The sequence below is a fragment of the Microbacterium rhizosphaerae genome (assembly GCF_034120055.1).
GTDB lineage: Bacteria > Actinomycetota > Actinomycetes > Actinomycetales > Microbacteriaceae > Microbacterium > Microbacterium rhizosphaerae.
In genome coordinates this window covers 2,421,105-2,442,107 of the sequence record NZ_CP139368.1, presented here as the reverse complement: position 1 = coordinate 2,442,107, position 21,003 = coordinate 2,421,105, and the positions used below count along the sequence as shown (strand labels likewise).

The 21,003-nt window shown below is 70.6% G+C and carries 19 protein-coding genes; 10 read left to right on the top strand and 9 right to left on the bottom strand.

The genetic code is table 11. The features are described 5' to 3' along the window. Positions 1–45: 45 nt before the first annotated feature. The 7 genes from SM116_RS10925 to acsA form a co-directional block, all read right to left on the bottom strand. Entirely contained in the window at positions 46–1,719 is a 1,674-nt protein-coding gene (locus tag SM116_RS10925; protein WP_320941015.1) for a GAF domain-containing sensor histidine kinase, read from the bottom strand. Positions 1,720–2,062: 343 nt separating this feature from the next. Continuing rightward, positions 2,063–4,024, bottom strand: a complete 1,962-nt coding sequence (locus SM116_RS10920; protein WP_320941014.1) for an ABC1 kinase family protein — start codon at positions 4,022–4,024, stop codon at positions 2,063–2,065. An 18-nt stretch (positions 4,025–4,042) separates the two neighbouring features. Then, on the bottom strand, positions 4,043–4,285 hold the full coding sequence (locus SM116_RS10915; protein WP_320941013.1) for an acyl carrier protein: 243 nt from the start codon (positions 4,283–4,285) through the stop codon (positions 4,043–4,045). Then, positions 4,282–5,682, bottom strand: coding sequence for a dihydrolipoamide acetyltransferase family protein (locus SM116_RS10910; protein ID WP_320941012.1), 1,401 nt, complete (start codon positions 5,680–5,682; stop codon positions 4,282–4,284). Before SM116_RS10910 ends, SM116_RS10915 begins: the two co-directional genes overlap by 4 nt. Next, on the bottom strand, positions 5,675–6,655 hold the full coding sequence (locus SM116_RS10905) for an alpha-ketoacid dehydrogenase subunit beta (RefSeq protein WP_320941011.1): 981 nt from the start codon (positions 6,653–6,655) through the stop codon (positions 5,675–5,677). Before SM116_RS10905 ends, SM116_RS10910 begins: the two co-directional genes overlap by 8 nt. Continuing rightward, positions 6,652–7,653 carry a pyruvate dehydrogenase (acetyl-transferring) E1 component subunit alpha gene (pdhA, locus tag SM116_RS10900; protein ID WP_320941010.1) on the bottom strand — a complete coding sequence of 334 codons (1,002 nt, stop codon included), beginning with the start codon at positions 7,651–7,653 and terminating at the stop codon, positions 6,652–6,654. The genes SM116_RS10905 and pdhA overlap by 4 nt, the downstream gene beginning before the upstream one ends. Then, positions 7,650–9,452: an acetate--CoA ligase gene (gene acsA / locus SM116_RS10895; protein ID WP_320941009.1), complete on the bottom strand. Its 1,803-nt coding sequence runs from the start codon at positions 9,450–9,452 to the stop codon at positions 7,650–7,652. Before acsA ends, pdhA begins: the two co-directional genes overlap by 4 nt. 160 nt (positions 9,453–9,612) lie before the next feature. Between acsA and SM116_RS10890 the strand changes: the two genes are divergently transcribed. The 4 genes from SM116_RS10890 to SM116_RS10875 all read left to right on the top strand — a co-directional run bounded on the left by SM116_RS10890 (position 9,613) and on the right by SM116_RS10875 (position 13,995). Then, complete coding sequence (locus SM116_RS10890) at positions 9,613–10,077, top strand: GyrI-like domain-containing protein (protein WP_320941008.1); 465 nt, start codon at positions 9,613–9,615, stop codon at positions 10,075–10,077. Next, positions 10,077–12,722 (top strand): cation-translocating P-type ATPase, encoded by a 2,646-nt coding sequence (locus SM116_RS10885; RefSeq protein ID WP_320941007.1) that lies wholly within the window; start codon positions 10,077–10,079, stop codon positions 12,720–12,722. The genes SM116_RS10890 and SM116_RS10885 overlap by 1 nt, the downstream gene beginning before the upstream one ends. 155 nt (positions 12,723–12,877) lie before the next feature. Further along, complete coding sequence (locus tag SM116_RS10880; protein WP_320941006.1) at positions 12,878–13,540, top strand: BON domain-containing protein; 663 nt, start codon at positions 12,878–12,880, stop codon at positions 13,538–13,540. A 14-nt stretch (positions 13,541–13,554) separates the two neighbouring features. Further along, positions 13,555–13,995: an Hsp20/alpha crystallin family protein gene (locus SM116_RS10875; RefSeq protein WP_320941005.1), complete on the top strand. Its 441-nt coding sequence runs from the start codon at positions 13,555–13,557 to the stop codon at positions 13,993–13,995. A 128-nt stretch (positions 13,996–14,123) separates the two neighbouring features. Here the strand turns inward: SM116_RS10875 and SM116_RS10870 are convergent, their stop codons facing one another. Next, entirely contained in the window at positions 14,124–15,218 is a 1,095-nt protein-coding gene (locus SM116_RS10870) for a baeRF11 domain-containing protein (RefSeq protein WP_320941004.1), read from the bottom strand. 328 nt (positions 15,219–15,546) lie between these two features. Between SM116_RS10870 and SM116_RS10865 the strand changes: the two genes are divergently transcribed. From SM116_RS10865 to SM116_RS10855, 3 genes are all read left to right on the top strand, one after another. Continuing rightward, entirely contained in the window at positions 15,547–16,512 is a 966-nt protein-coding gene (locus SM116_RS10865; RefSeq protein ID WP_320941003.1) for a baeRF11 domain-containing protein, read from the top strand. A 183-nt stretch (positions 16,513–16,695) separates the two neighbouring features. Beyond that, positions 16,696–16,965, top strand: coding sequence for an SHOCT domain-containing protein (locus SM116_RS10860; protein WP_320941002.1), 270 nt, complete (start codon positions 16,696–16,698; stop codon positions 16,963–16,965). A 41-nt stretch (positions 16,966–17,006) separates the two neighbouring features. Then, a complete protein-coding gene (locus SM116_RS10855; RefSeq protein WP_320941001.1) occupies positions 17,007–17,555 on the top strand; it encodes a flavodoxin family protein in 549 nt (182 codons plus the stop codon). A 6-nt stretch (positions 17,556–17,561) separates the two neighbouring features. Here SM116_RS10855 and SM116_RS10850 read toward each other — a convergent pair whose 3' ends face one another. Next, positions 17,562–18,224: a BON domain-containing protein gene (locus tag SM116_RS10850; RefSeq protein ID WP_320941000.1), complete on the bottom strand. Its 663-nt coding sequence runs from the start codon at positions 18,222–18,224 to the stop codon at positions 17,562–17,564. Positions 18,225–18,609: 385 nt separating this feature from the next. Between SM116_RS10850 and SM116_RS10845 the strand changes: the two genes are divergently transcribed. From SM116_RS10845 to SM116_RS10835, 3 genes are read left to right on the top strand one after another with little or no spacing between them, the layout of a single operon-like run. Further along, positions 18,610–18,987, top strand: coding sequence for a DUF805 domain-containing protein (locus SM116_RS10845; protein WP_320940999.1), 378 nt, complete (start codon positions 18,610–18,612; stop codon positions 18,985–18,987). A gap of 39 nt (positions 18,988–19,026) precedes the next feature. Next, positions 19,027–19,662: a phosphoribosyltransferase gene (locus SM116_RS10840; protein WP_320940998.1), complete on the top strand. Its 636-nt coding sequence runs from the start codon at positions 19,027–19,029 to the stop codon at positions 19,660–19,662. Beyond that, a complete protein-coding gene (locus SM116_RS10835) occupies positions 19,659–20,963 on the top strand; it encodes an erythromycin esterase family protein (RefSeq protein WP_320940997.1) in 1,305 nt (434 codons plus the stop codon). The genes SM116_RS10840 and SM116_RS10835 overlap by 4 nt, the downstream gene beginning before the upstream one ends. The last annotated feature ends 40 nt before the right edge of the window (positions 20,964–21,003 follow it).

The window sequence follows — 21,003 nt, the reverse complement described above, 5'->3', positions numbered from 1 at the left end:
GTCGCGGCGGGGGACTTTGGTCACCCCGGATGCGGCGCCCCGCGGTCACCCCGGGATCGGTACTCTCCACTGCGCGCGGGTTCCCCGCACGGCGCGGCGCTCCAGTGTGTAAGTGCCGCCGCGGCCCGCGGCCCGCTGGGCGAGGTTGCCGGTGCCGCCCTTTCCAATGGCATCGGGATCCACGCCGTCTCCGTCGTCCTCGATGCTCACCGCGACCTCGGAGTCGGTGACGAGGACGATCACCTCCGAGGTCTCGGCGTTCGCGTGGCGAGCGACGTTGGCGAGGGACTCGCGCACGACGGCGACCACGTCGTCGGCGAGCGACTCTCGGAGGATCAGATCGACCGGGCCGGTGAAGGTGATGCGGGGGGTGGAGATCAGCGCCGGGGCGAGCTCACTGACGACATCGAGGAGGCGGTGCCGGGCCAGAACGGTCGCGGTGCCCCTGCCCCGCAGCGCGAAGATGGCCGTGCGGATGTCGGTGATGGCGGCATCGATCTCTCCGACACGCTCGTCGAGCTCGACGGCATGGGCCGGATCGGATGAGGCGAGCGCCTGCAGGCCCAGCCCGGTCGCGAACAGCCTCTGGATGACGTGGTCGTGGAGGTCGCGGGCGATGCGGCTGCGCTCCTCGACGACTTCGAGGCGCTCGCGGTCCTGGCGTGCCCACGCCAGGGTGACGGCGATGCCGGCCTGCGCGGCGAATTCCGAGATCGCCGACAGCTCGGGATGCGTGAACGCACCGCCACCCGGGCTCCGCGAGACGCACAGGGCGCCGATGGGCCGCCCGGCCGTCATCAAGGGCACGGCGGCCGTGGGACCGAGCTCGATGCCGCGATCCGGGATCGCCCAGGCCTCGTCGGTGATGAGACCGCCCGAACTCATCGCGCGACCCGGCGTCGAGTCGGCCGGAAGCACGATGCGGGCGAGGCGTTCGGCATCCGGCCCGCGCGCGGCATCCACGCGCATCTCATGGTCGGAGTCCATCGGCACCACGATCATGACCAGCTCGACCGGGACGACGGATGCGACGCGTTCGGCCACGACGCCGAAGACGTCCACGGTGTCGGGAGAGAGGAGCGCTGCCCGCACCTCCGACAGGGCCGTGCTCAGCCGCTCCTGGCGGCGAGCCTCGTCGTACAGCCTGGCGTTCTCGATGGCGATCCCAGCGGCGACCGCCAGCGACTCGATGAGCTCCTGGTCCTCCTCCGTGAACGCGCCCGCCTGAGGTTCGGTGAGGTAGAGATTCCCGAAGATCTGGTCACGCACTCGCACCGGGACGCCGAGGAACCCGTCCATCGGCGGATGGTGCTCGGGGAACCCGACCGACCGCGGGTCGTCGCCGAGACGCTCCAAGCGGATGGTCGCACCCGCGTCGATGACGGCGCCCAGCAGTCCCCGGCCCTGGGGGAGGTGGCCGATCAGATCGACCTGCTCCGGCGGGATTCCGACATGGATGAAGCGCTCCAGCTGGCCTCGGCTGTCGATGACGCCCAGGGCGGCGTAACCCGCGCCGACGAGGGTGGCGCCGGCCTCGACGATGCGCGACAGCACGCGATCGAGATCGAGCTCCTCGATCACCGCGCGGTAGGCCTGCAGCAGGGCACGAAGACGCCCTTGCGCCGTGAGGACACGCTGCGCCTGTGAGATCAGGTCGTTGATCGTGCTCTCGAGCTCTGCGCGCGGAACATCGGGGAACCGCAGAGATTCATGTTCCATGACCCCAGCCTCACCATGTCCGGGCCACATCCTACCCGCATGGGTCCGACGGATGGAGAAAGTGGTGGGCGGCCCGCCTGGCACGTTCGCCGGAAAGCACTCGCGCCTCGACAGCTCCCCGGCGCGGGAGTGTGGCGGCCCTGCGGGACTTTGGTCCCGACCGTGCCATCCGTCCGGGCTCTAACCTGTGTCGCACGGGTAGCTCCCGCGGCGACCGGCGAAGACGGCAGGAATTGATGGGCTGCATCAATCGGAGCCGAGGTTGCGGCAGCAAAGGGGAGGCGTGCGCTGGGGGCCGCCTCCCCTGACCCCGGACCGCACGGCGCTGCCCACGCGGAGCCGATCAGCGGCCGCGGAACGAGCGACCGAGGCTGCGCAGCAGCAGGAGCAGGCCGCCGAGGGCGAGCACGCTGCCGAGGAACCCGAAGGCGCGCACGTCCGTCGTCAGCATCGGGCCGGTGCTGCTGACGGCGAGCAGGACACCGGCGATCACGAGGGTGACGCCGATGACCGTGATCGTCATGCGCGACATCAGCGCGTCGACCCATGAGCGCTCCGCACCGGTCTCGAAGACCCGCATCCGCAGCGAGAACGTACCCTCGTCGAGGGCGCGTGACACGCTCTCGATCCGTCGGCTGAGTCGCCGAGCGCCCTCCATCAGAACGGCCCCTCGCGACTGAGCGCTGAGGATCGCATCCCGGATCGAGAGCTGCTGCACGGCGGCGGTGGGGGCGAGCTCGAGCCCCCGCCGGGTCAGGTCGTAGTCCGGCTGGATCAGCCGCAGCGTGCCTTCCAGCGAGCTCAACGTGCGCAGCACCAGCAGCAGGGACGGGGGGATGGCGAGGCGGTGCCGGCGCAGAGCATCGAGCAGCAGACGGAAGATGTCGTCGTGCGTCGGGCTGTTGCGCACGCGGGTGATGACGACACCGATGTCGCGCTGCAGGGCGGGCTTGCGCAGCGAGTCGCCGTAGCCGCAGATCAGCAGCACGAGGTCCGTCGCCACGGTGTCGTCCTCGTTCGCGATGGCGATGAGGAGCGGGACGAGGAGGCGCCGGAGGCTCTTCTCGATGATTCCCACCGAGCCGAAGTCGATGAGGGTGACATCTCGGGGCTCTCCCTCGCCGCGCCGCGCGCCGAGGATGAGGTTGCCCGCATGGAGGTCGGCATGGAACACACCGCGCAGCAGGACCTGGTCGAAGACAGCCGACGCGATCTCATCGGCGATCGCGGATGCCTCCTGCGCGGGCAGCTCGACCGAGGACACGTGCGTCAGCGGGGTCCCTCGCACGCGCTCCTGCACGAGCATGCGCTCGGTGGACAATTGTGCGTAGCTCATGGGGATGCGCAGCCGTGACGGCGACTGGGCGGTCGCGACGCGGAGCATCTCGGCGTTGTCGATCTCGATCCGGTAATCGAGTTCGTCATACAGCCCTCTCGCGAACTCCTCGACCAGCGCCGCAGCACCATACTCCTTCGCCCAGTCCGTGCGGCGCTCGAGGTCAGCGGCGAGGCGACGCAGGATGTCGAGATCGGTCGTCACCTGCCGGCGTGCGAGGGGTCGCTGGATCTTGACGATCACCTCGTTCCCGTCCCGCAGTTGCGCGGCATGCACCTGCGCGACCGATGCCGCGGCGAGGGGCTCCGGATCGATCCGGGCGAAGACCTCGTCGAGCGGCCGGCGCAGCTCGGCACGGATCGCCGCCTCCGCGTCCGCCCAGGAGATCGGCGTCGACTCCATCTGCAGAGTCGCGAAGGCGTCCACGAACTCGCGCGGAAGCAGATCGTCCCTGGCCGAGAGCACCTGACCGAGCTTGACGAACGTCACGCCGGCCTCGTTCATCGCGTCCACGAGCGCGGTGGGAAGGTCGCGGGGCGCCGTGCGCGGCGCGCCGAACAGCGCGACCCCGTGTCGCGAGGCGATCGACAGGATCTGCGTGTACCTCTTCGCGCGGTCGCGGCGGCGGAACGCCTCCCGGACGGATGCGATCGGATTGCGCAGCCCGTGGGAGGGCCAGGCGAACTCGAGGGTCACGATGCACACCACCACCCCGGCGAACAGCCACCCGAGCGTCACCACGAAGAACGACACGGCGATGGGGAGCTCGGCGACGACCTGACCACCGCGGACGACCCCCGCGGCGTCCAGCGACCACGTGGTGAGGGGCAGCGCGACGATGAAGACGATGAAAGCGGTCACGACGGAGCGCATCCATCCCACCGATCGGTCGAGGAGGCGGCGTGCCGCCCAGGCCGCGAGCACGGCGAATCCCACCCCGAACAGACCGACGGCGAGCCAGTAGGGCATGTGCGGTCCGCCCCGCCGTCAGGCGCGCGAGGCGATGTAGCCGGTGAGGGCCTGCACGGTGGTCAGCGCCCCGTAGTCCTCCTCCGGCGTGGTCACCCCGGTCGATGCGGCGAGACGCTCGAGGATTCCGAGGAAATCGAGCGAGTCGAGTTCGAGATCCTGGCGGAGTCGGGCGGATTCGTCCAACCCGTCCACGTCGATGTCCGGTGCGACGTCGGTGATCGCGGCCAGGACGGCCGCGCGTGCATCCTGTTCGTTCACAGCTCCTCCGGTTTCTGCAGCAGTTCGTCGATCCGTGCGAGGAGGCGGCCGCCCACCAGGCCGTCGCTCGCACGATGATCTGCGGACAGAGTAGCGATGACGGTCGGTCGCACGCCGATCAGGCCGTCGCGGGCGACCGGCCGCTCGACGACGCGGCCGAAGCCGACGAGCGCGACCTGCGGCGGATAGATGACGCCGAAGATCGACTCGACTCCGAGATCGCCGAGGTTGGTCACCGTGATCGTCGGATCGGCCATCTCCGCGCGCTGGAGGCGTCCGGCGCGGGCCCGCGCGACCAGGTCGCGCAGTCGGCCCATGACCTCGTCGACCGACAGGGTGTCCGCATCGTGGATGGCCGGCGCGATGAGACCGCCGCCGCGCAGCGCCACGGCGACGCCGAGATGGACGGCGGTGCTCGGCTGGAACGCCCCGTCGAGGAAGAACCCGTTCACGTCGGGGACCTCCTTCGCCGCCCGCGCGCACGCGGACAGGAGCAGTGCGGCCGGGACGAGCCTCTGCGCGATGGGCCGGCCGGCGTTGGTGCGCTGCATCCAGTCGACCGCCGCGGTGAGGTCGATGGTCGTGCTCAGGTAGTAGTGAGGGATCTCTCTCTTCGATCGCGCCATCAGCGTTCCCACGGCCCGATGCATCTTCGCGACGCGGTCGGTGGTGCTCTCCGCAGGGGCACGAGCCTCGGGTGCGGCGGGGGCGGGGGAGGACTCAGCCGTCGGCGGAGGCGTCTCGCGGCTGCCCGCGCGGGCGATGTCCTCGGCGAGCACGGCGCCGTCGGGTCCGCTGCCGCGGACCTCGGCGAGGTCGATGCCCCGCTCGGCGGCGAGCCGGCGCGCGCGAGGAGAGGAGCGCAGGCGAACCCCTGCCGGCGCGGGCGACGGAGCGAGGGGCGCGGATGCGGCGGGCGGGATGCCGTGGCCCGCGGCGGTCTCCACATCCGACCGGGTGATGGCGCCATGCTTCCCGGTGCCCTGGAGCCGCGTGAGATCCACGCCGAGCACGTGGGCCAGACGTCGGACGGGCGGCGTCACCGCCGGTGCCGGTTCCTCCGCCTCGGGAGGCTCGGCGAGGGTCGTCGCCATCGGCGACGGAGCACTCGGCGTGGTCGTCCCCGACGCGACAGGGGCGCCGACGTGCGCACCGTCGGCCGGTGTCCCGGTGATGCGGGCGATGGGGGTTCCCACGGGCACCGACTGGCCGAGGTCGACGAGGAACTCGGTGACGACGCCCTCCTCGAACGACTCGATCTCCATCACCGTCTTCTCGGTGTCGACCTCCGCGATGAGGTCGCCGCGGTGGACGTAGTCGCCGGGTGCGACCAGCCATTCGACGACCTTGCCGCTTTCCATGTCCGCCCCGAGCGAGGGCATGCGGAACTCACCCATGAGCCCCGACCGTCTCGTGCGCGGCGGCGGCGACGCGCGCCGCCGACGGGAGAGTCGCCAGTTCGAGGTGGCGTGCATAGGGGACGGGGACCTCGGCGCTGCAGACCCGGGTCACGGGCGCGTCGAGCTCGTAGAAGGCCGCTTCGCCGATGCGGGCGCTGATCTCGGCGGAGATGCTCCCGCTTCGCCAGCCCTCGTCGACGATCACGGCGCGATGCGTCTTCGCGACGCTCGCGAGGATCGTCGCGTCGTCGAGCGGGCGCAGCGACCGGAGATCGATCACCTCGGCATCGATGCCGTCCTCAGCGAGGGAGGCGGCCGCCTCGAGCGTCGTCGGCAGCGTTCCGCCGTACGTGATGATCGAGACGTCGCCGCCCGCTCGGCGGATCGCCGCGCGATCGATGTCCACCGCACCCGCGTCGTCGGGGAGTTCGCCGCCGACGTTGTAGAGCGATCCGTGCTCGAAGATCAGGACCGGGTCGGGATCCTCGAGCGCGGTCCACAGCATGCCGCGCGCATCCTCGAGAGTGGCCGGTGCGAGGATGCGGAGGCCGGGGATGTGCGCGAGCCAGCCCTCGAGGCTGTGCGAGTGCTGCGCGGCGAGCTGTCGTCCGCCGCCCGTCGTCATGCGGATGACGAGGGGCACGTTGAACTGGCCTCCCGACATGTGCAGGAGCGTCGCGGCGTTGTTCACGATCTGGTCGAGGGCGAGCAGGCTGAAGTTGACGGTCATGATCTCGACGATGGGCCGCATGCCGCCGAGCGCGGCGCCGATCCCTGCGCCGACGAAGCCCGCCTCCGACAGGGGTGTGTCGCGGATGCGGGCAGGACCGAACTCCTCGAGCAGGCCGAGGCTCACCGCGAACCCGCCGCCGTAGCGGCCCACGTCCTCTCCCATGAGGAACACACGGTCATCCCGCTGCATGGCCTCCCGCATGGCGGCGCGCATGGCCTCTCGATAGGTGGTCTTCACGATGCCGTCCGTTCGCTGTATACGAAGCGCGTGAGCTCCTCGACCGGTTCGAGCGTGCCGGCGTCGGCGAACGCGACGGCGGCGCGGATCTCCGCGTCGACCTCCTGCTCGAGGGCCGACCACGCCTCGGGGCTCAGGGCGTCCGCCGACGTCAGCGCGTCGCGCAGCTGCGTGAGGGGATCGCGTTCCATCCAGCGCTGAACCTCAGCCTTGTCGCGGTACAGCTCGGGATCGAACATCGAATGCGCTCGGAACCGGTAGGTGCGCATCTCGAGGAAGTGCGGCCCGCCTCCGGCACGGATGGCGTCGACGGCGCGCCGCGCCGCGTCCTGGGTGGCAAGCGCGTCCATGCCGTCCACCGACCAGGCGGCGACCTCGTAGCCGGCGGCCTTGAGTGCGAGGTCGGTCTGGGACTCGGATCGATCCAGTGCCGTTCCCATCGCGTAGAGATTGTTCTCACAGCAGAACAGCACGGGCAGGTTCCAGAGCGCGGCCAGATTCATGCTCTCGTGGAACTCGCCCTCGGCCACGGCGCCCTCCCCGAAGAAGCACACCGTCACGCGATCGCGATGCGACATCCGGTCGGCCAGTGCCAGGCCGACCGCGAGGGGAAGTCCGCCCGCGACGATGGCGTTGCCGCCGTAGAACCGGGTGGACGCGTCGAACAGATGCATGGAGCCGCCGCGTCCGCGGCAGCATCCCTCGGCACGCCCGCACATCTCGGCCATGATCGTGTTCGCGGGCACACCGCGCAGCAGCGCGTGACCGTGCTCACGGTACGTCGCGACGACCGCGTCCTCCGGTCCGATCGCCGACATCACGCCGGCCGCGACGGCCTCTTCGCCGATGTACACGTGCAGGAATCCGCGGATCTTCGTCGCGCTGTAGAGCTCGACGCACGCCTCTTCGAAGCGTCGCACGCGCAGCATCTGCTTCAGCAGGTGCCGGGCCTGCGCCGGGTCGCCGGAGATGCGCTCGGCGATCACTTCACCGGTCATCGCCCTGCCTCCAATGTCGACGTGTCGCCTTCGGGCAGCCCGAGCTCGCGCGCCTTCAGCAGGCGCCGCAGGATCTTCCCGCTCCGGGTCTTGGGCAGTGCCGCGACGAACTCGAGCCGCCGGGGCGCGACGGCCGTGCCGAGCCGTTTGCGCGCGAAGCCGATGAGCTCTCGCTGCAGCGCATCCGACGCCTCGTACCCGGGCTTGAGTTCGATGAACGCCTTCACGACCTCGCCGGCGACATCGTCCGGCACCCCGATCACGCCCGCCTCCGCGACCGCCTCGTGCTCCAGCAGGCAGCTCTCCACCTCGAACGGGCCGATGAGATGCCCCGCGGACTTGATGACGTCGTCGCCGCGGCCCACGAACCAGTACCAGCCGTCCGCGTCCCGCCTCGCGAGGTCGCCCGTGAGGTACCACCCGCCGACGAAGCAGCGCCGGTACCGCTCGTCCTCGTCGAGATATCCGCGGAACATGGAGGGCCATCCCGGTTCGAGTGCCAGCTCGCCGACCACGTCGGGATCCGTGACGAGTTCGGCGGCGCCTCCGCGGACCACGGGCGACCCGGTCTGGTCGCGCGCGACGATGGCGGCCTGGATGCCGGGCAGCGGCCGGCCCATCGAGCCCGGCCGGATGTCCATCGCCGCGTAGTTGGAGATCATGATTCCGCCGGTCTCGGTCTGCCACCAGTTGTCGTGGACGGGGAGGCCGAACGCCTCGAGTCCCCAGACGACGACCTCGGGATTGAGCGGCTCTCCCACGCTCGCGACGAACCGCAGCGAGGACAGATCGTGCTCCCGCGCACGATCGGCGCCCGCCTTCATGAGCATGCGGAGCGCGGTGGGCGCCGTGTACCACACCGTGACGTGCTGCTCGGCGAGGATCCCGTACCAGCGTTCCGGTTCCATCTCCTCCTCGTCGACGACGGTCGTGACGCCGTGGACGAGAGGCGCGATGATGCCGTAGGAGGTTCCGGTGACCCAGCCCGGGTCGGCGGTGCACCAGTAGATGTCGTCCGGGTGGAGGTCGAGGGCGTAGCGGCCCGTGGCGGAGTGCGCGGTCACGGCCCCATGCACGTGGACCGCGCCCTTCGGGCGACCGGTCGTGCCGCTCGTGAAGTGCAGCAGGGCCATGTCCTCGGCATCCATCGCCGCGATCCGGCCGTAGGGCGGCGCCTCGGCGATGAGGGCGGCGAAGTCGAGGGTGTCGGGTTCCGGAGCGCCGTCCGCGTCGACGAGCAGCACGTGGCGCAGCGCGTGCAGCCGTCCGCGCTCGTCGGCGACTCGTTTCAGGTAGAGCGACCGGGTCGTGACCAGCACCGACCCGCTGCCGAGCTCGAGCCGCTGACACACGGGCTCGGGGCCGAATGCCGAGAACAGCGGGCAGAAGACCGCTCCGTGCTTCAATGTCCCCAAAGCGGTCGTGTACAGGGCCGGCGCACGCCCGAGCAGCGAGAACACGCGTTCACCGCGTTGGACCCCCAGCCGGCGCAGGACGCTCGCGAACCGGTCCGTCTCGTCGGCGAGCTGCGCGAAGCTCACGGCGCGCACGCTCCCGTCCGCACGCACGAACCGCAGGGCATCGCGGCCGGCGCGATCGCCGCGGGCGTGCCGGTCGACGGCCTCATGGGCGATGTTGACGCGACCGTCGGCGAGTCCGGCGAGCGTCCGCTGCTCGTCCGCCCACCGGAACGTCGCATACGTGCGGTCGTAGTCGACGAGATTGGGGATGACCGCGAGATGCGCCGGATCCTTCGTGATCACGGGCCATCGCGTGGGCGCGGGCGTCGTCACCTTCATGCCCAGACGCTATGGCGGCGAACCGGAGCCGCCCGGGTCTTTGGTCCCTTCGCGGGCGGGATGCGCCGGTCGACGCGCATCCCCGCGGGACCAACGGCCTACGGGGCTCGGACGGCGTAGCGCAAGGTGTGTGCTGCGGCAAGCGAAAGGAAGCAGGACCATGGCGAACGACATCCACATCACCGAGCAGGTCGAGGAGGTGCACACGGCGGGTGTCCGCCGGACCGTGCCGATGGACGACTTGCGCGACTTCTTCTCCACGGCCTTCTCGGCCACGATGCGGGCTGTCTCCGCGCAGGGTGCGCATCCCGTCGGCCCCCCGTTCGCCAAGTACTACGGCATGCCGACCGACGTCGTCGATGTCGAGGCCGGCTTCCCGGTCGATCGGGTGATCGCGGCCTCGGGCGAGGTCGCACCCGGCATCCTTCCCGGCGGTCGCGCCGTCGAAGCCACCCACATCGGGCCGTACGAGACGATGTCGGACTCGTATGACGACATCGAGGACTTCATCGAGGCGCACAGCCTGGTTCCGGGTGGCGCGATGTGGGAGAGCTATCTGAGCGACCCTCGCGTCGAGCCCGATCCGTCGCACTGGCGAACGCTCATCCACTGGCCGGTCACCTGATGACGGCCGCGGTCGGTGGGCTCACGACCGCGGAGGCGGCGGCCCGACTGGCCGAGGTCGGACCGAACACCGTCGAGACGGCGAAGCGGGAGCCGCCCTGGCGGATGCTGCTCGCCGAGCTCACGCATCTTCTCGCTGTGCTGCTGTGGGTGGCTGCCGGCCTGGCGCTGCTCGCCGGGACACCGGTGCTCGCCGTCGCGATCGTCGCGATCGTGCTCCTGAACGCGATGTTCGCCTTTTGGCAGGAGTACCGAGCCGATCGCTCGGTCCAGCGTCTGCGAGAGCTGCTGCCCGCGGCTGCCCGGGTCGTCCGCGACGGGGTGACGGTGACGATCCCGGTTGCCGAGCTCGTCCCGGGAGACCTGCTCATGGTGGCCGCCGGAGACAGGGTGGGCGCCGATCTCGACGTCCTGGACGCGGTCGGGCTCGAGCTGGACGAGTCGCTCGTGACAGGGGAGAGCGTCGCGGTTGCACACAGCGCGGGCGACCGCCTGCGCAGCGGCACCTTCGTCGTCCAGGGCGAGGGACGCGCGGTGGTGGCGGCCACGGGTGCGGGCACCGCGCTCGCCGAGATCGAACGACTCGCGGTCTCCGCGAAGCGGCCGCCGAGCCCGCTGACGGTGGAGCTCAAGCGCGTCGTCCGGATCGTGGCGGTCATCGCCGCGATCGTCGGGGTCGGTCTCGGCGCGGCCTCTCTGCTGCTGGGCCTGACGCTCACGGGCGCATTCATCTTCGCCATCGGCGTGGCGGTGGCGCTGATCCCGGAGGGCCTGCTCCCCACCGTCACGCTCTCGCTCGCCCGCGGCGCCGAGACGATGGCGGAGCGTCGTGCGCTCGTGCGGCGACTGGATGCCGTCGAGACGCTCGGTGCGACCACCTTCATCTGCACCGACAAGACCGGCACGCTGACGCAGAATCGGATGAACGTCGTCGAGGTGGTGACCCCCGCGGGCCTCGTCCATGTGCACGGCGACGGCTATGCCCCCACGGGCCGGATCGAGGGATCGGATGCGGCGGTCGCACGTGTGCCGGCGGTCGCCCGCACGGCGTTGCGCTGCGTCACCGGCCGCGTCGAAGAGGGAGCGGCCGGGTGGAACGCATCCGGCGATCCCATGGAGGCGGCGTTCCACTGCCTCGCCCTGCGCGTCGGGCTCGACGTCGAGCCGGACGGCCGGCGGATCCCCTACTCCGCGGATCGCATGCTCAGCTCGTCGCTCGACGCCGGCCGGGTCTCCGTCCTCGGCGGCACCGAGGCGGTGTTCGCCCGCTGCCGGAGCGTTCCCGAGGAGATGACCCGTGCGGTGCACGAGCTCACCGGGCTCGGGCGGCGCGTGCTCGCGGTTGCGAGCAGGGACTGGGCCGGCGAGGCCTCTGTAGAGATGGAGCACGACCTCGATCTCGTCGGGGTGCTCGCCCTCGAGGACCCGCCGCGGGAGGGCGTGACGGAGGCCCTCGACCGCTGTCGGTCGGCCGGCATCCGCATCGCCATGATCACGGGCGACCACCCCAGGACCGGTGCCGCGATCGCACGCGAGGTGGGACTTCTCGGTCCGCACGGCGTCGTCCTGGACGGACCGAGCCTGCCGGTGACGGATGCCGAGCTCGCCGACGCGCTCGACCACGACGACGGCGTGGTGGTGGCGAGGGCGACCCCCTCCGACAAGCTGCGGATCGCGCGGGCGCTGCGCGGCCACGGGCATGTGGTCGCCATGACAGGCGACGGGGTGAACGACGCACCGGCGCTGCGCGAGGCCGACGTGGGAGTCGCGATGGGCGCGAGCGGCAGCGATGTGGCGCGCGAGGCTGCCGATCTGGTCCTGCTCGACGACCATTTCGCCACCATCGTGATCGCGGTCGAGCTCGGTCGTGCGACCTTCAAGAACGTGCGCAGGTTCCTGACGTACCACCTCACCGACAATGTGGCCGAACTCGCGCCGTTCGTGGTCTGGGCATTGACGGGCGGTCTGGTTCCGCTCGCCATCGGGGTGCTCCAGGTGATCGCCCTCGACATCGGAAGCGACATGCTCCCCGCCCTGGCGCTCGGGGCCGAGCCGCCGCGCGACGACGTGATGCAGGGTCGCCGCCGGCGGTCCATCGTCGACGGCGGACTCATCGTGCGCGCATTCGTGGTGCTCGGCATGACGGAGGCCGTCGTGGCGATGTCGGCGTTCCTCGTGATCCTTCTCGCCGGCGGCTGGCACTGGGGCGCCTCCGTGTCGGCTGCGCTGCTGAGCACCGCATCCGGGGCCGCTTTCGCGGCGATCGTACTCGGCCAGGCGGCCAACGCGTTCGCGTGCCGGAGCAGCGTGCGGCCCGTCTGGCGCCTGGACCTGCGGACCAATCGGCTGGTGCTGTATGCCGTGGGGGCCCAGGTGGCACTCCTGATCGCGCTCCTCGGCATCCCGGCGGTGGCGTCCGTCCTCGGCGGCTCGTGGCCGACACCGGCCGGATGGCTGCTCGCCGCAGCCGCCATCCCGGCCGTGGCGGTGGTGGATGCCGTCTACAAGCTCATCCGCCGTGGAGCACGAGGGGGCGTCCGCGCCAGCGACGCCCCCTCGCATTCGGCCCCCGGGAGGGATTCCGGCGATTCCCGAATTCGCGCGGATCGACCTCGAACCGGGGGGAGCTCCTCCCTTCCAGGATGAGGCGCGTGTCCGGTGCGCTCCGGGACCAAGGTCCCGCGGCCCCGGCTACACGGCGCAAGAGGTGCCCGGGGCACGGGACTTTAGTCTCTGCGTCCGAGCCGGCTGCGGGCGAGTCTGGGGGTGTGCACGAGGTGCACGGGAGGAAGGGGGAACAGATGACCAAGGCGACGCTGAGCGACCTGGACGTCCAGGACATGGTCCGTGACGAACTGGAGTGGGTGCCGGATGTCGATTCCGCGGGCATCGGCGTCAGTGTCGAGGAGGGCGCGGTCACCCTGTCCGGCGAGGTCGACTCGTATGCGGAGAAGCTCGCCGCCAAGAGCGCGGCGTTGCGGGTGCGCGGGGTCCGTACGGTCGCCGACGACCTCATCGTGCGGTCGAAGGGGACTCCTCCGAGTGAGATCGACATCGTGCGAGAGGTCGATCATGCGCTCAAGACCGCCGTCAACGTGCCGCGGAGCGTGCAGGCGGAGGTCACCGACCACCACGTGCTGCTCATCGGGGAGGCGGCCTGGGAGTACCAGCGGCACGCCGCACAGCACGCGGTGCAGTATCTGCCCGGGGTCTACACGATCAGCAACATGATCAGGCTGACGCAGCGTCCCTCCGCGCCGGACACGCAGCAGCGCATCGCCGACGCGCTGACCCGTCACGCCCAGCTGGATGCCGAGAGCATCCACGTGGCCGTGGAGGGCAGCAGAGTCACGCTCACCGGCATCGTGCATTCGTGGGCGGAGTCGGCGCAGGCTGCAGATGCCGCCTGGGCGTCTCCCCACGTCACCGAGGTGCTCAACCATCTCATCATCAAGGCCTTCTGAAAGGGGCAGGAATCATGGCAGGAACCATCGTCCGTTTCGACCCGTTGGCCGAGCTCGACTCCCTCAGCCGGGAGCTGTTCGACAACCGGTTCTTCCGCGCGCTGCGCGGATTCGCGATGCCGACGACGGATGTGTACACCGAGGACGAGAAGACGGTGATCGTCGAGGCCCAGCTCCCCAACTTCGAGGAGAAGGACATCACGGTGAACGTCGACCAGGGCGCCCTCGTCATCCATGCGGAGCACCACGAGAAGGAAGAGGACAAGCAGAAGACGTACATGCTCCGCGAGAGCAGCAGCAGCTTCTACCGCAGCGTCCCGCTTCCCGACGGCGCCGACGACGAGCACATCACCGCCACCTTCAGCGGCGGCATCCTGAAGGTGACCGTCCCGCTCAACGGCGCCAGCGCGCCACGGCAGATCGCCATCAGCACGACGAGCCAGCCCGGCGAGTAGACGCGGGGAGCCGTGCACCGACACGGCTCCCCGCGCTCGTGCGGGCGGCGGATGGACGATCGGACGCCCCGACGAGACGCAGTCGGCGGGAGGCCGGGTGGGAGGCGGAACGCGTCGGCCGAGTCGGTTCACTCCGCGACGCGGTAGCGGAGGATCGCGGCGACCCGCCGGCTGCTGCGCGGGTCGCCGGCTCGCAAGGGCACGATCGTCGCATCGGTGGCCAGGGCCTCGCGGATGAGCTCGTCCGCGCGGTCGGCACTCTCCGGTCGGTCGTCGTCGACGGCCCGCTGCGGATCCGGGTCGACGAAGAGCGTGTCCACCGCGCCGTTTCGCAGAGCCGCGTGGATCTGGGCGACGTCCGCCAGGACGAGGCCGGGATCGGTGCTCTCGAGGCGCGAGATCTGCAGCCGGCGCGCACGCTCTCGGTGTGCATCGGCGCGCGGCGTGACGAGGTTGGCGAGGTCTTCGAGGCTGAGCCGGTCCGGGTTGCCCGGCACGGGCGCCAGCGCCGCGAACTGCGGGTCGGCTTCGGCGTGCAGAAGGCTCGCGAGAGGCTCCGCGGCCACGATGGCGAGCATCGCTTTGGCGTGTCTGACGGGCTCATGCACCGCGCGCAGGAGGGCTTTCGCGTAGACGCGAAGCCGCTCTTTCGGCTCCTCCGATATCCGCCGGTGCGCCAGAGTCTGCCGGTCGTGGGTGAGGTCGAGGTTCACGGTGCTGGCCAGGTCCTGAGGAAGGTCGGGCACCTCAATGAGCCGCGCGGGGTACGACGTGACATCGACCAGGCGCGCCGCGTTCTCCGACGCGGCGAGCACGCAGATCCGCGGGCCGAGCGCCAGGGCGGCATCCAGCAGGGGGCCGATCACGAACCGATTCGACACGTGCACGCGCGGGGCGGGCAGGGTGGCGAGGGCGAACACGTCGCACGACTCCGGGGTCGCGAAGATGCCGACCGAACGGATCCGATGGTCGAACGAGACCGCCTCCGGGCGGGAGGGCGACGCTGCCTGCTCCATCTGGGCGCGCACCGCGGCGACGACGTGTGCGGGTGCTCCCGCGCGGTTCATCGCATGAGCAGCAAGCCGGATCTGCACCTGCGCGGCCTCGTTGCGGTGGTTCCCGCGGAGCCACGTGTCGTCGTCGCTGTAGACGGAGACGCACCACGGCGAGGCGACGCTCGCCACGCGGAGGACTTCGGACATGGACAGCGGTGCCGCATCCATGGCTTTCACCCGTTCCCTTCCACATCGTCTGCCCGGCGCCACCTCCGTGGCTCTTCCAGACGGGCGCGATGCGTGGGGAGCACGCTACGGCCCGCACGAGGTTCGTCATCGGGACGAAAGTCCTCCGGGTAGCCGGGCCGGCGTCGATGCCCCGTGTCGGGGGTGGGTACCGCCTGTTCGTCCTGGCGGTGATCGGCCGGTTCGCCGTCGGTGTGATGCTGTGCATCCGGCTCTTCCACGGAACGCAGGACGGGACCAAAGTCTCTGCTTCCCGGCCGCGCGGCGGGCGAGTCTGAGAGCACGTGACGTTCGAGGGAGGGAGCGCGCCGTGGCGACGTTGTCTCTGGCGGAGGTTCGCCGCATCGCGGATGTGCGGGCGCCGTGGTGCGTCACGGTCTACGGCGATGCGGACGCGTGGCTGGGATCGGACCGCCCGAGCGCTGCGGCCGAGGTCCAGATCCGGCTTGTCGCACGCGCACTGACGGATGCCGCGGCATCCGAGCGCGTGATCGGCGGCGTTCGTGATCGGCTCGAGGGGGCGGCATCCTCGTTGCGTCTCGCCGTTGCGCCGCTCGGTCACCGGCCCCGCTCCGTCGGCATCTTCGTGACGCCTGAGGAGTGCGACGTGTTCCCCCTCACCACCGATGCCGCGCCGGGCGTCACGGTATCCGATCGATTCGACGTCGCTCCGCTCGTCGATGCGGCCCTCTCGCTGACATCCCGCGTGTTCGTCCTCGCCGCCTCCGAGGATTCGGCCCGACTGATCGACGTGACGGCGCATCCTGCGCGGAGCATCGACCTCGAGGACCCGCCCGCGCCTCCCGGCATCGAGCGAGAGACCGAGTCCGAGGATGAGCGAGCCGCTCCGGGCGCGCACCTCTCGGAGGAGGCTATGACGCGGTTGCGCGTCTACGCCGAAGCGCTCATCAGGCACGTCGCGCCGGTGGTCCAGGAGGCCGGGGCGATGCTCGCCATCGCGGCCGCGGAGCCGTTGGCCAGCATGCTCGAGGCCAACGTCATCCTGCACTCGGTCGTACCGTCCCAGATCCTCCCCCTCGCGCCCGGGCTCGCCGCTGCGGACGAGCTGGACGCCGACCAGCTCGCAGATCTCGCCGCCCCGGTCGTGAAGGAGCAGACGCAGCGCGCGCGAGAGGCGGAGCGCTCGCGCCTGTCCGACACGGACCCGCTCCTGACGCTGCGGGACATCGCATCCATGGAAGCCGGCCTGCGGGAGGGCGCCAGGGACACGCGGCTGATCGATACGCCGGAGCCTGGTACCGACGCCGAGAGGTGATCGAGCTCGCGGGACGGGCCGGGCGGTACGCGCCGATCCGCAGGCGCGGAGGTCACTCCGAAAGCGACCTGTTGCCGTGCACGACGAGCACGGGCAGCGGGTGAACCCGGTCGAGAGACGACGACGCGGGACCAAAGGCCTGATCGGGTGGCGGCGCCGGAAGGCATCCTGACAGATGAAGACGTGTCGAAGGAGCACCTGATGTACGGATGGATGATGACAGGCACCGACCCGGTGTGGTGGGTGGTCTGGATCGTGACGGCTCTCCTGATCATCGCTGCCGCCGTCGCGATCGCCGGTCTTCTCACGAGGAGCGGCGGCGCGCGGCCGACCGTCGGAGCGGAGGCGGCACCGCCGGCCCGTGACATCCTCGACCAGCGCTACGCGCGCGGCGAGATCGACCACGACGAGTACATCCGACGCCGTGACGAGCTCGCACACAGCGGACGATGACCCGGACGGTCGCACACACTGACGGAAGAGCCGGGTGAGCCATGAGAGTTCTCGTCGTGTTCGAGACGATGTTCGGCAACACGAAGCAGATCGCGCAGGCCGTCGCCGCCGGCCTGGCGGCCTCGACCGAGGTGGAGATCCATGATGTCGGAGATGCGCCGACCACGCTCCCCGCGGATCTCGATGCGCTGATCCTGGGCGGACCGACGCACGTCTTCTCCCTGTCGCGGCCCTCGACACGCGAGAATGCGGCTCGCCACGGCGGCTCGCCCGAGGACGCGCCGCTCGGAATCCGCGAATGGATGCAATCCCTGCCGGAGCATCCGCGACCGTTCTTCTTCGCGGCGTTCGACACCCGGACCGACATGGCCCTCGTCCCGGGCGCCGCATCCCGCAGTGCGACGCGTCTCGCACGCCGGCGGGGGTTCCACGTCCTGGAGCCGAAGAGCTTCTACGTCCAGGGCTACCGGGGTCCGCTCGTGGAGGGTGAACTCGACCGGGCGCGCCGCTGGGGCGCGGAGCTCGCGACGATCCTCACCGGACAAGGCGCGCAGTCGGTCCCGCCCGTGCCGGGCGACAGCGACGGCTGAGACGGTTCAGGCGACGATGTAGATGTCATTCCGCACCTCGGTGACGTGCGGTGAAGCCCATGCCGCCTCTGCCGCCTGGTGGCGCTCCGCCCAGGACTTCACCGTGCCGGTCAGCCTCACGACGTTGCCGTCGACGGCGACGTGGATGCTGTCCGCATCAAGCTGGGCGTTGCGGGCGATGGCCTCGCGGATGCGCTTCTCGGTATCCGGTGCCGAGGGCCGCTCGGCGAGCGTGATCAGATTGGTCAGGGAGAACACGCCACGCAGGTTGCGCACCGCATGCTCGGCCGCGCGCCGCTGGAACTCCCGCGACACCTCGCCGATCAGGGTCACCGCGTGGCCGGCGATCGTGGCTTTGACGGTCTCCGGCACATTGCTGGCCGCGCGCAGCGCGTGGTCGACCTCCTGCGCGACGTCGGTCTCTCCGACCCACCACGAGGTCTTCGGCCTCACCTCGAGGCCGTTCACGAGTGCGCGGACTCCTCTCACCCGGAATGCGGCCTTCTCGGCCGCGAGCTTCTCGGCGAGGGTGTCGACGTCACCCGAGAGCGTGACAGCGCCGTCCTTCACCTCGACCCCGATGCCGGCGGCGTCGACGTCCGGGGTCCACATGAGCTCGGCGCGGACCAGGGTCTGCACGTCGAGGTCGCGATCAGTTGCGGTGGCCATCGGGCTCTCCTTCCATGCGGTGCGTGGATGCACACCACCACCCTGGTCTGCGCGAAGCGGTGGGACAGGGTCCTAGGTCCCGTCGCCGGGTCGAACGATCGGCGCACTCGCTCTGCGTCGCGGGACCTATGTCCCGAGGGGGCAGGCGGGCGCGAGTTACCGTTGTGCCACGGGCAGCCCCCGGACGGCCGATTCGGACGGAGTGATCGATCAGCTGCGTCGATGCACTGCCCAGGCCGTCGCAGTCAGGGGAGGCGCTCTCGGCGGAGGGCGCCTCCCCGCCACGCGGCCGGCATTGCGCGCCGGTCGGGATGCGTCGCGCTCGACGCAAGCCCGAGGGACCTTAGGCCCGATCCCGTCGGCGTGGCGGCGCGAGGATCCTGTCATGACATTTCCGCAATCGATCTCGACGGTGTTCCGCAAGTACGCGGACTTCACCGGCACGGCGTCACGCGCGGAGTTCTGGTGGTGGATCCTCTTCACCGCACTCGTGAACGCCGCGCTGAGCACGCTCAGCGTCTGGAACGTGTCCGTGCACTCGACATTCCCCGTGGGACCGAACCTCACGGGTCTCTGGGCCATCGCCGTCCTCGTGCCGACGTTGGCCGTGACCGTGCGCCGACTGCGCTCCGCGGATCGCTCGTGGGCGAACCTGTTCTGGCTCCTGCTCCCCGTCGCAGGACTCATCATCCTCATCGTGCTCTGCGCCCAGCCCGACCGGGTCGGCACGCGCGCGCATCCCGCGGCCTCGACGCCGCTGTGAGTGCAGGCTCTGCAGGCGCAGGAGGGGGAGGAGCATCAGATGTTCTCGGATCGCAAAGACGCCGGGCAGCGGCTCGGGCGCTACCTGGTCGACGAGGGGATCAGAGCGTCGGTCGTGCTCGGGCTGCCGCGCGGGGGCGTCCCCGTCGCGGCCGAGGTGGCCTCGTGTCTCGGGCTGCCGCTCGACGTGATCGTGGTGCGCAAACTCGGCCTGCCCTACCATCCCGAGGTCGCGATGGGGGCGATCGGGGAGGACGGCGTCCGGATCGTGGATGCCGACCTCATCCGCCGGCTGGGTGTCACCACGGCCCAGCTCGAGGCCGTGGAGCGCCGCGAGCGCCAGACGCTGGAGGCCCGTGTGGCGAGTCTGCGCGGATCTCGACCGCGTCTGGACCTGAGCGGCAAGACCGCGCTGATCGTCGACGACGGCATAGCGACCGGCGCCACCGCCTCGGCGGCGTGCGCGGTCGCCCGGCGCTTCGGCGCGGCCCGGGTGATCGTCGCCGCCCCTGTCGGCGCACGCGACGCGATGCATCAGGTCGAGGGAGCCGACCGGGTGATCTGCCTGAGGCCGCCCGCGGACTTCCGTGCCGTCGGTGAGTACTACCGGAACTTCGACCCGACGACCGATGCCGAGGTCGCCGCACACCTCGACGCCGCACGGGTGGGATCATGAGCGGCACGTCGGACATCCTCTCGGACGTCCGCCGGCTGGCGGTGCCGTTGACCGGGGCCGGATCGTTCGACGCGATCGTCGAGCGTGCGCGATCCCGGAGGATCATCGCGATCGGCGAGGCGTCGCACGGCACGCACGAGTTCTACACGCTGCGAGCGCTGCTGACCCGGCGGCTGATCGAGGAAGCCGGCGTCACGTGGATCGGGGTGGAGGGCGACTGGCCCGACTGCTGGCGGATCGACCGCTGGGTCCGCGGTCTCGCCGGCCCGGCGATGGACGCGCGCGAGGTTCTCGCGGGATTCAGCCGGTGGCCGACGTGGATGTGGGCGAACGCCGAGGTCGCGGACTTCCTCGACTGGCTGCGCGCGCACAACCTCGGTCGACCCGAGAGCGAGCGGGTCGGATTCTATGGGCTCGACGTGTACTCCCTGTGGGACTCGCTGGCGCGGACGATCTCCTGGCTGGCCGAGCGCCAGCCGGACGCACTGCCGGTCGCCATGAAGGCATGGCGCTGCTTCGCGCCGTTCGACGAGGACCCGCAGCGCTACGCGTGGGAGACACGGCTCGTCCCGCTCTCGTGCGAGGACGATGTCGTCGACCTCCTCGTCGAGGTGCGCCGGCGCGCGGCCGCGGACGGCGACGACGCGTTCGACGCGCTCCAGAACGCCATCGTCGCGGCGGATGCCGAGCAGTACTACCGGGCGATGGTGCGCACCGACCGGGGGTCATGGAACATCCGCGACATCCATATGGTCGACACTGCCGACCGGCTCACGGAGCATCTGGGCCCGCGCGCCAAGGCCGCCATCTGGGCGCACAACACGCACGTCGGAGATGCGCGCGCGACATCCATGCGCCATGCCGGACTGCTCAACGTCGGGCAGCTGCTGCGTGAGAGGTATGGCGCCGACCACGTGCTGCTCGTCGGGATGGCGTCGTATGCCGGGGAGGTCACGGCCGCGCAGGAATGGGGAGCCGTCGAAGAGCGGATGCCCGTCCCCGCCGCCCGCCCCGGCAGTCACGAGGACGTGCTGCACCATGCATTCGACGGGGCCGCCGTGCTCGACTTCGGCGGTGGGACGGGCGCCGGCGAGGCGCCGTGGCTCTCGGCGCGCGCGGGACATCGGGCGATCGGCGTGGTCTACGACCCTGCTCGCGAAGAGGGGAACTACGTACCGACGGTCATGGGTCGGCGGTACGACGCGCTCATCTGGGTCGAGCAGACCCGAGCGCTCCGGCCGCTCCACCACGAGACGGCGCCCGAGGAGAACGAGTTCGAGACGGCGCCCAGCGGCTACTGACGCCGGTCGCATCCGCTCGAGGCGGACGCGACCGGCGCCG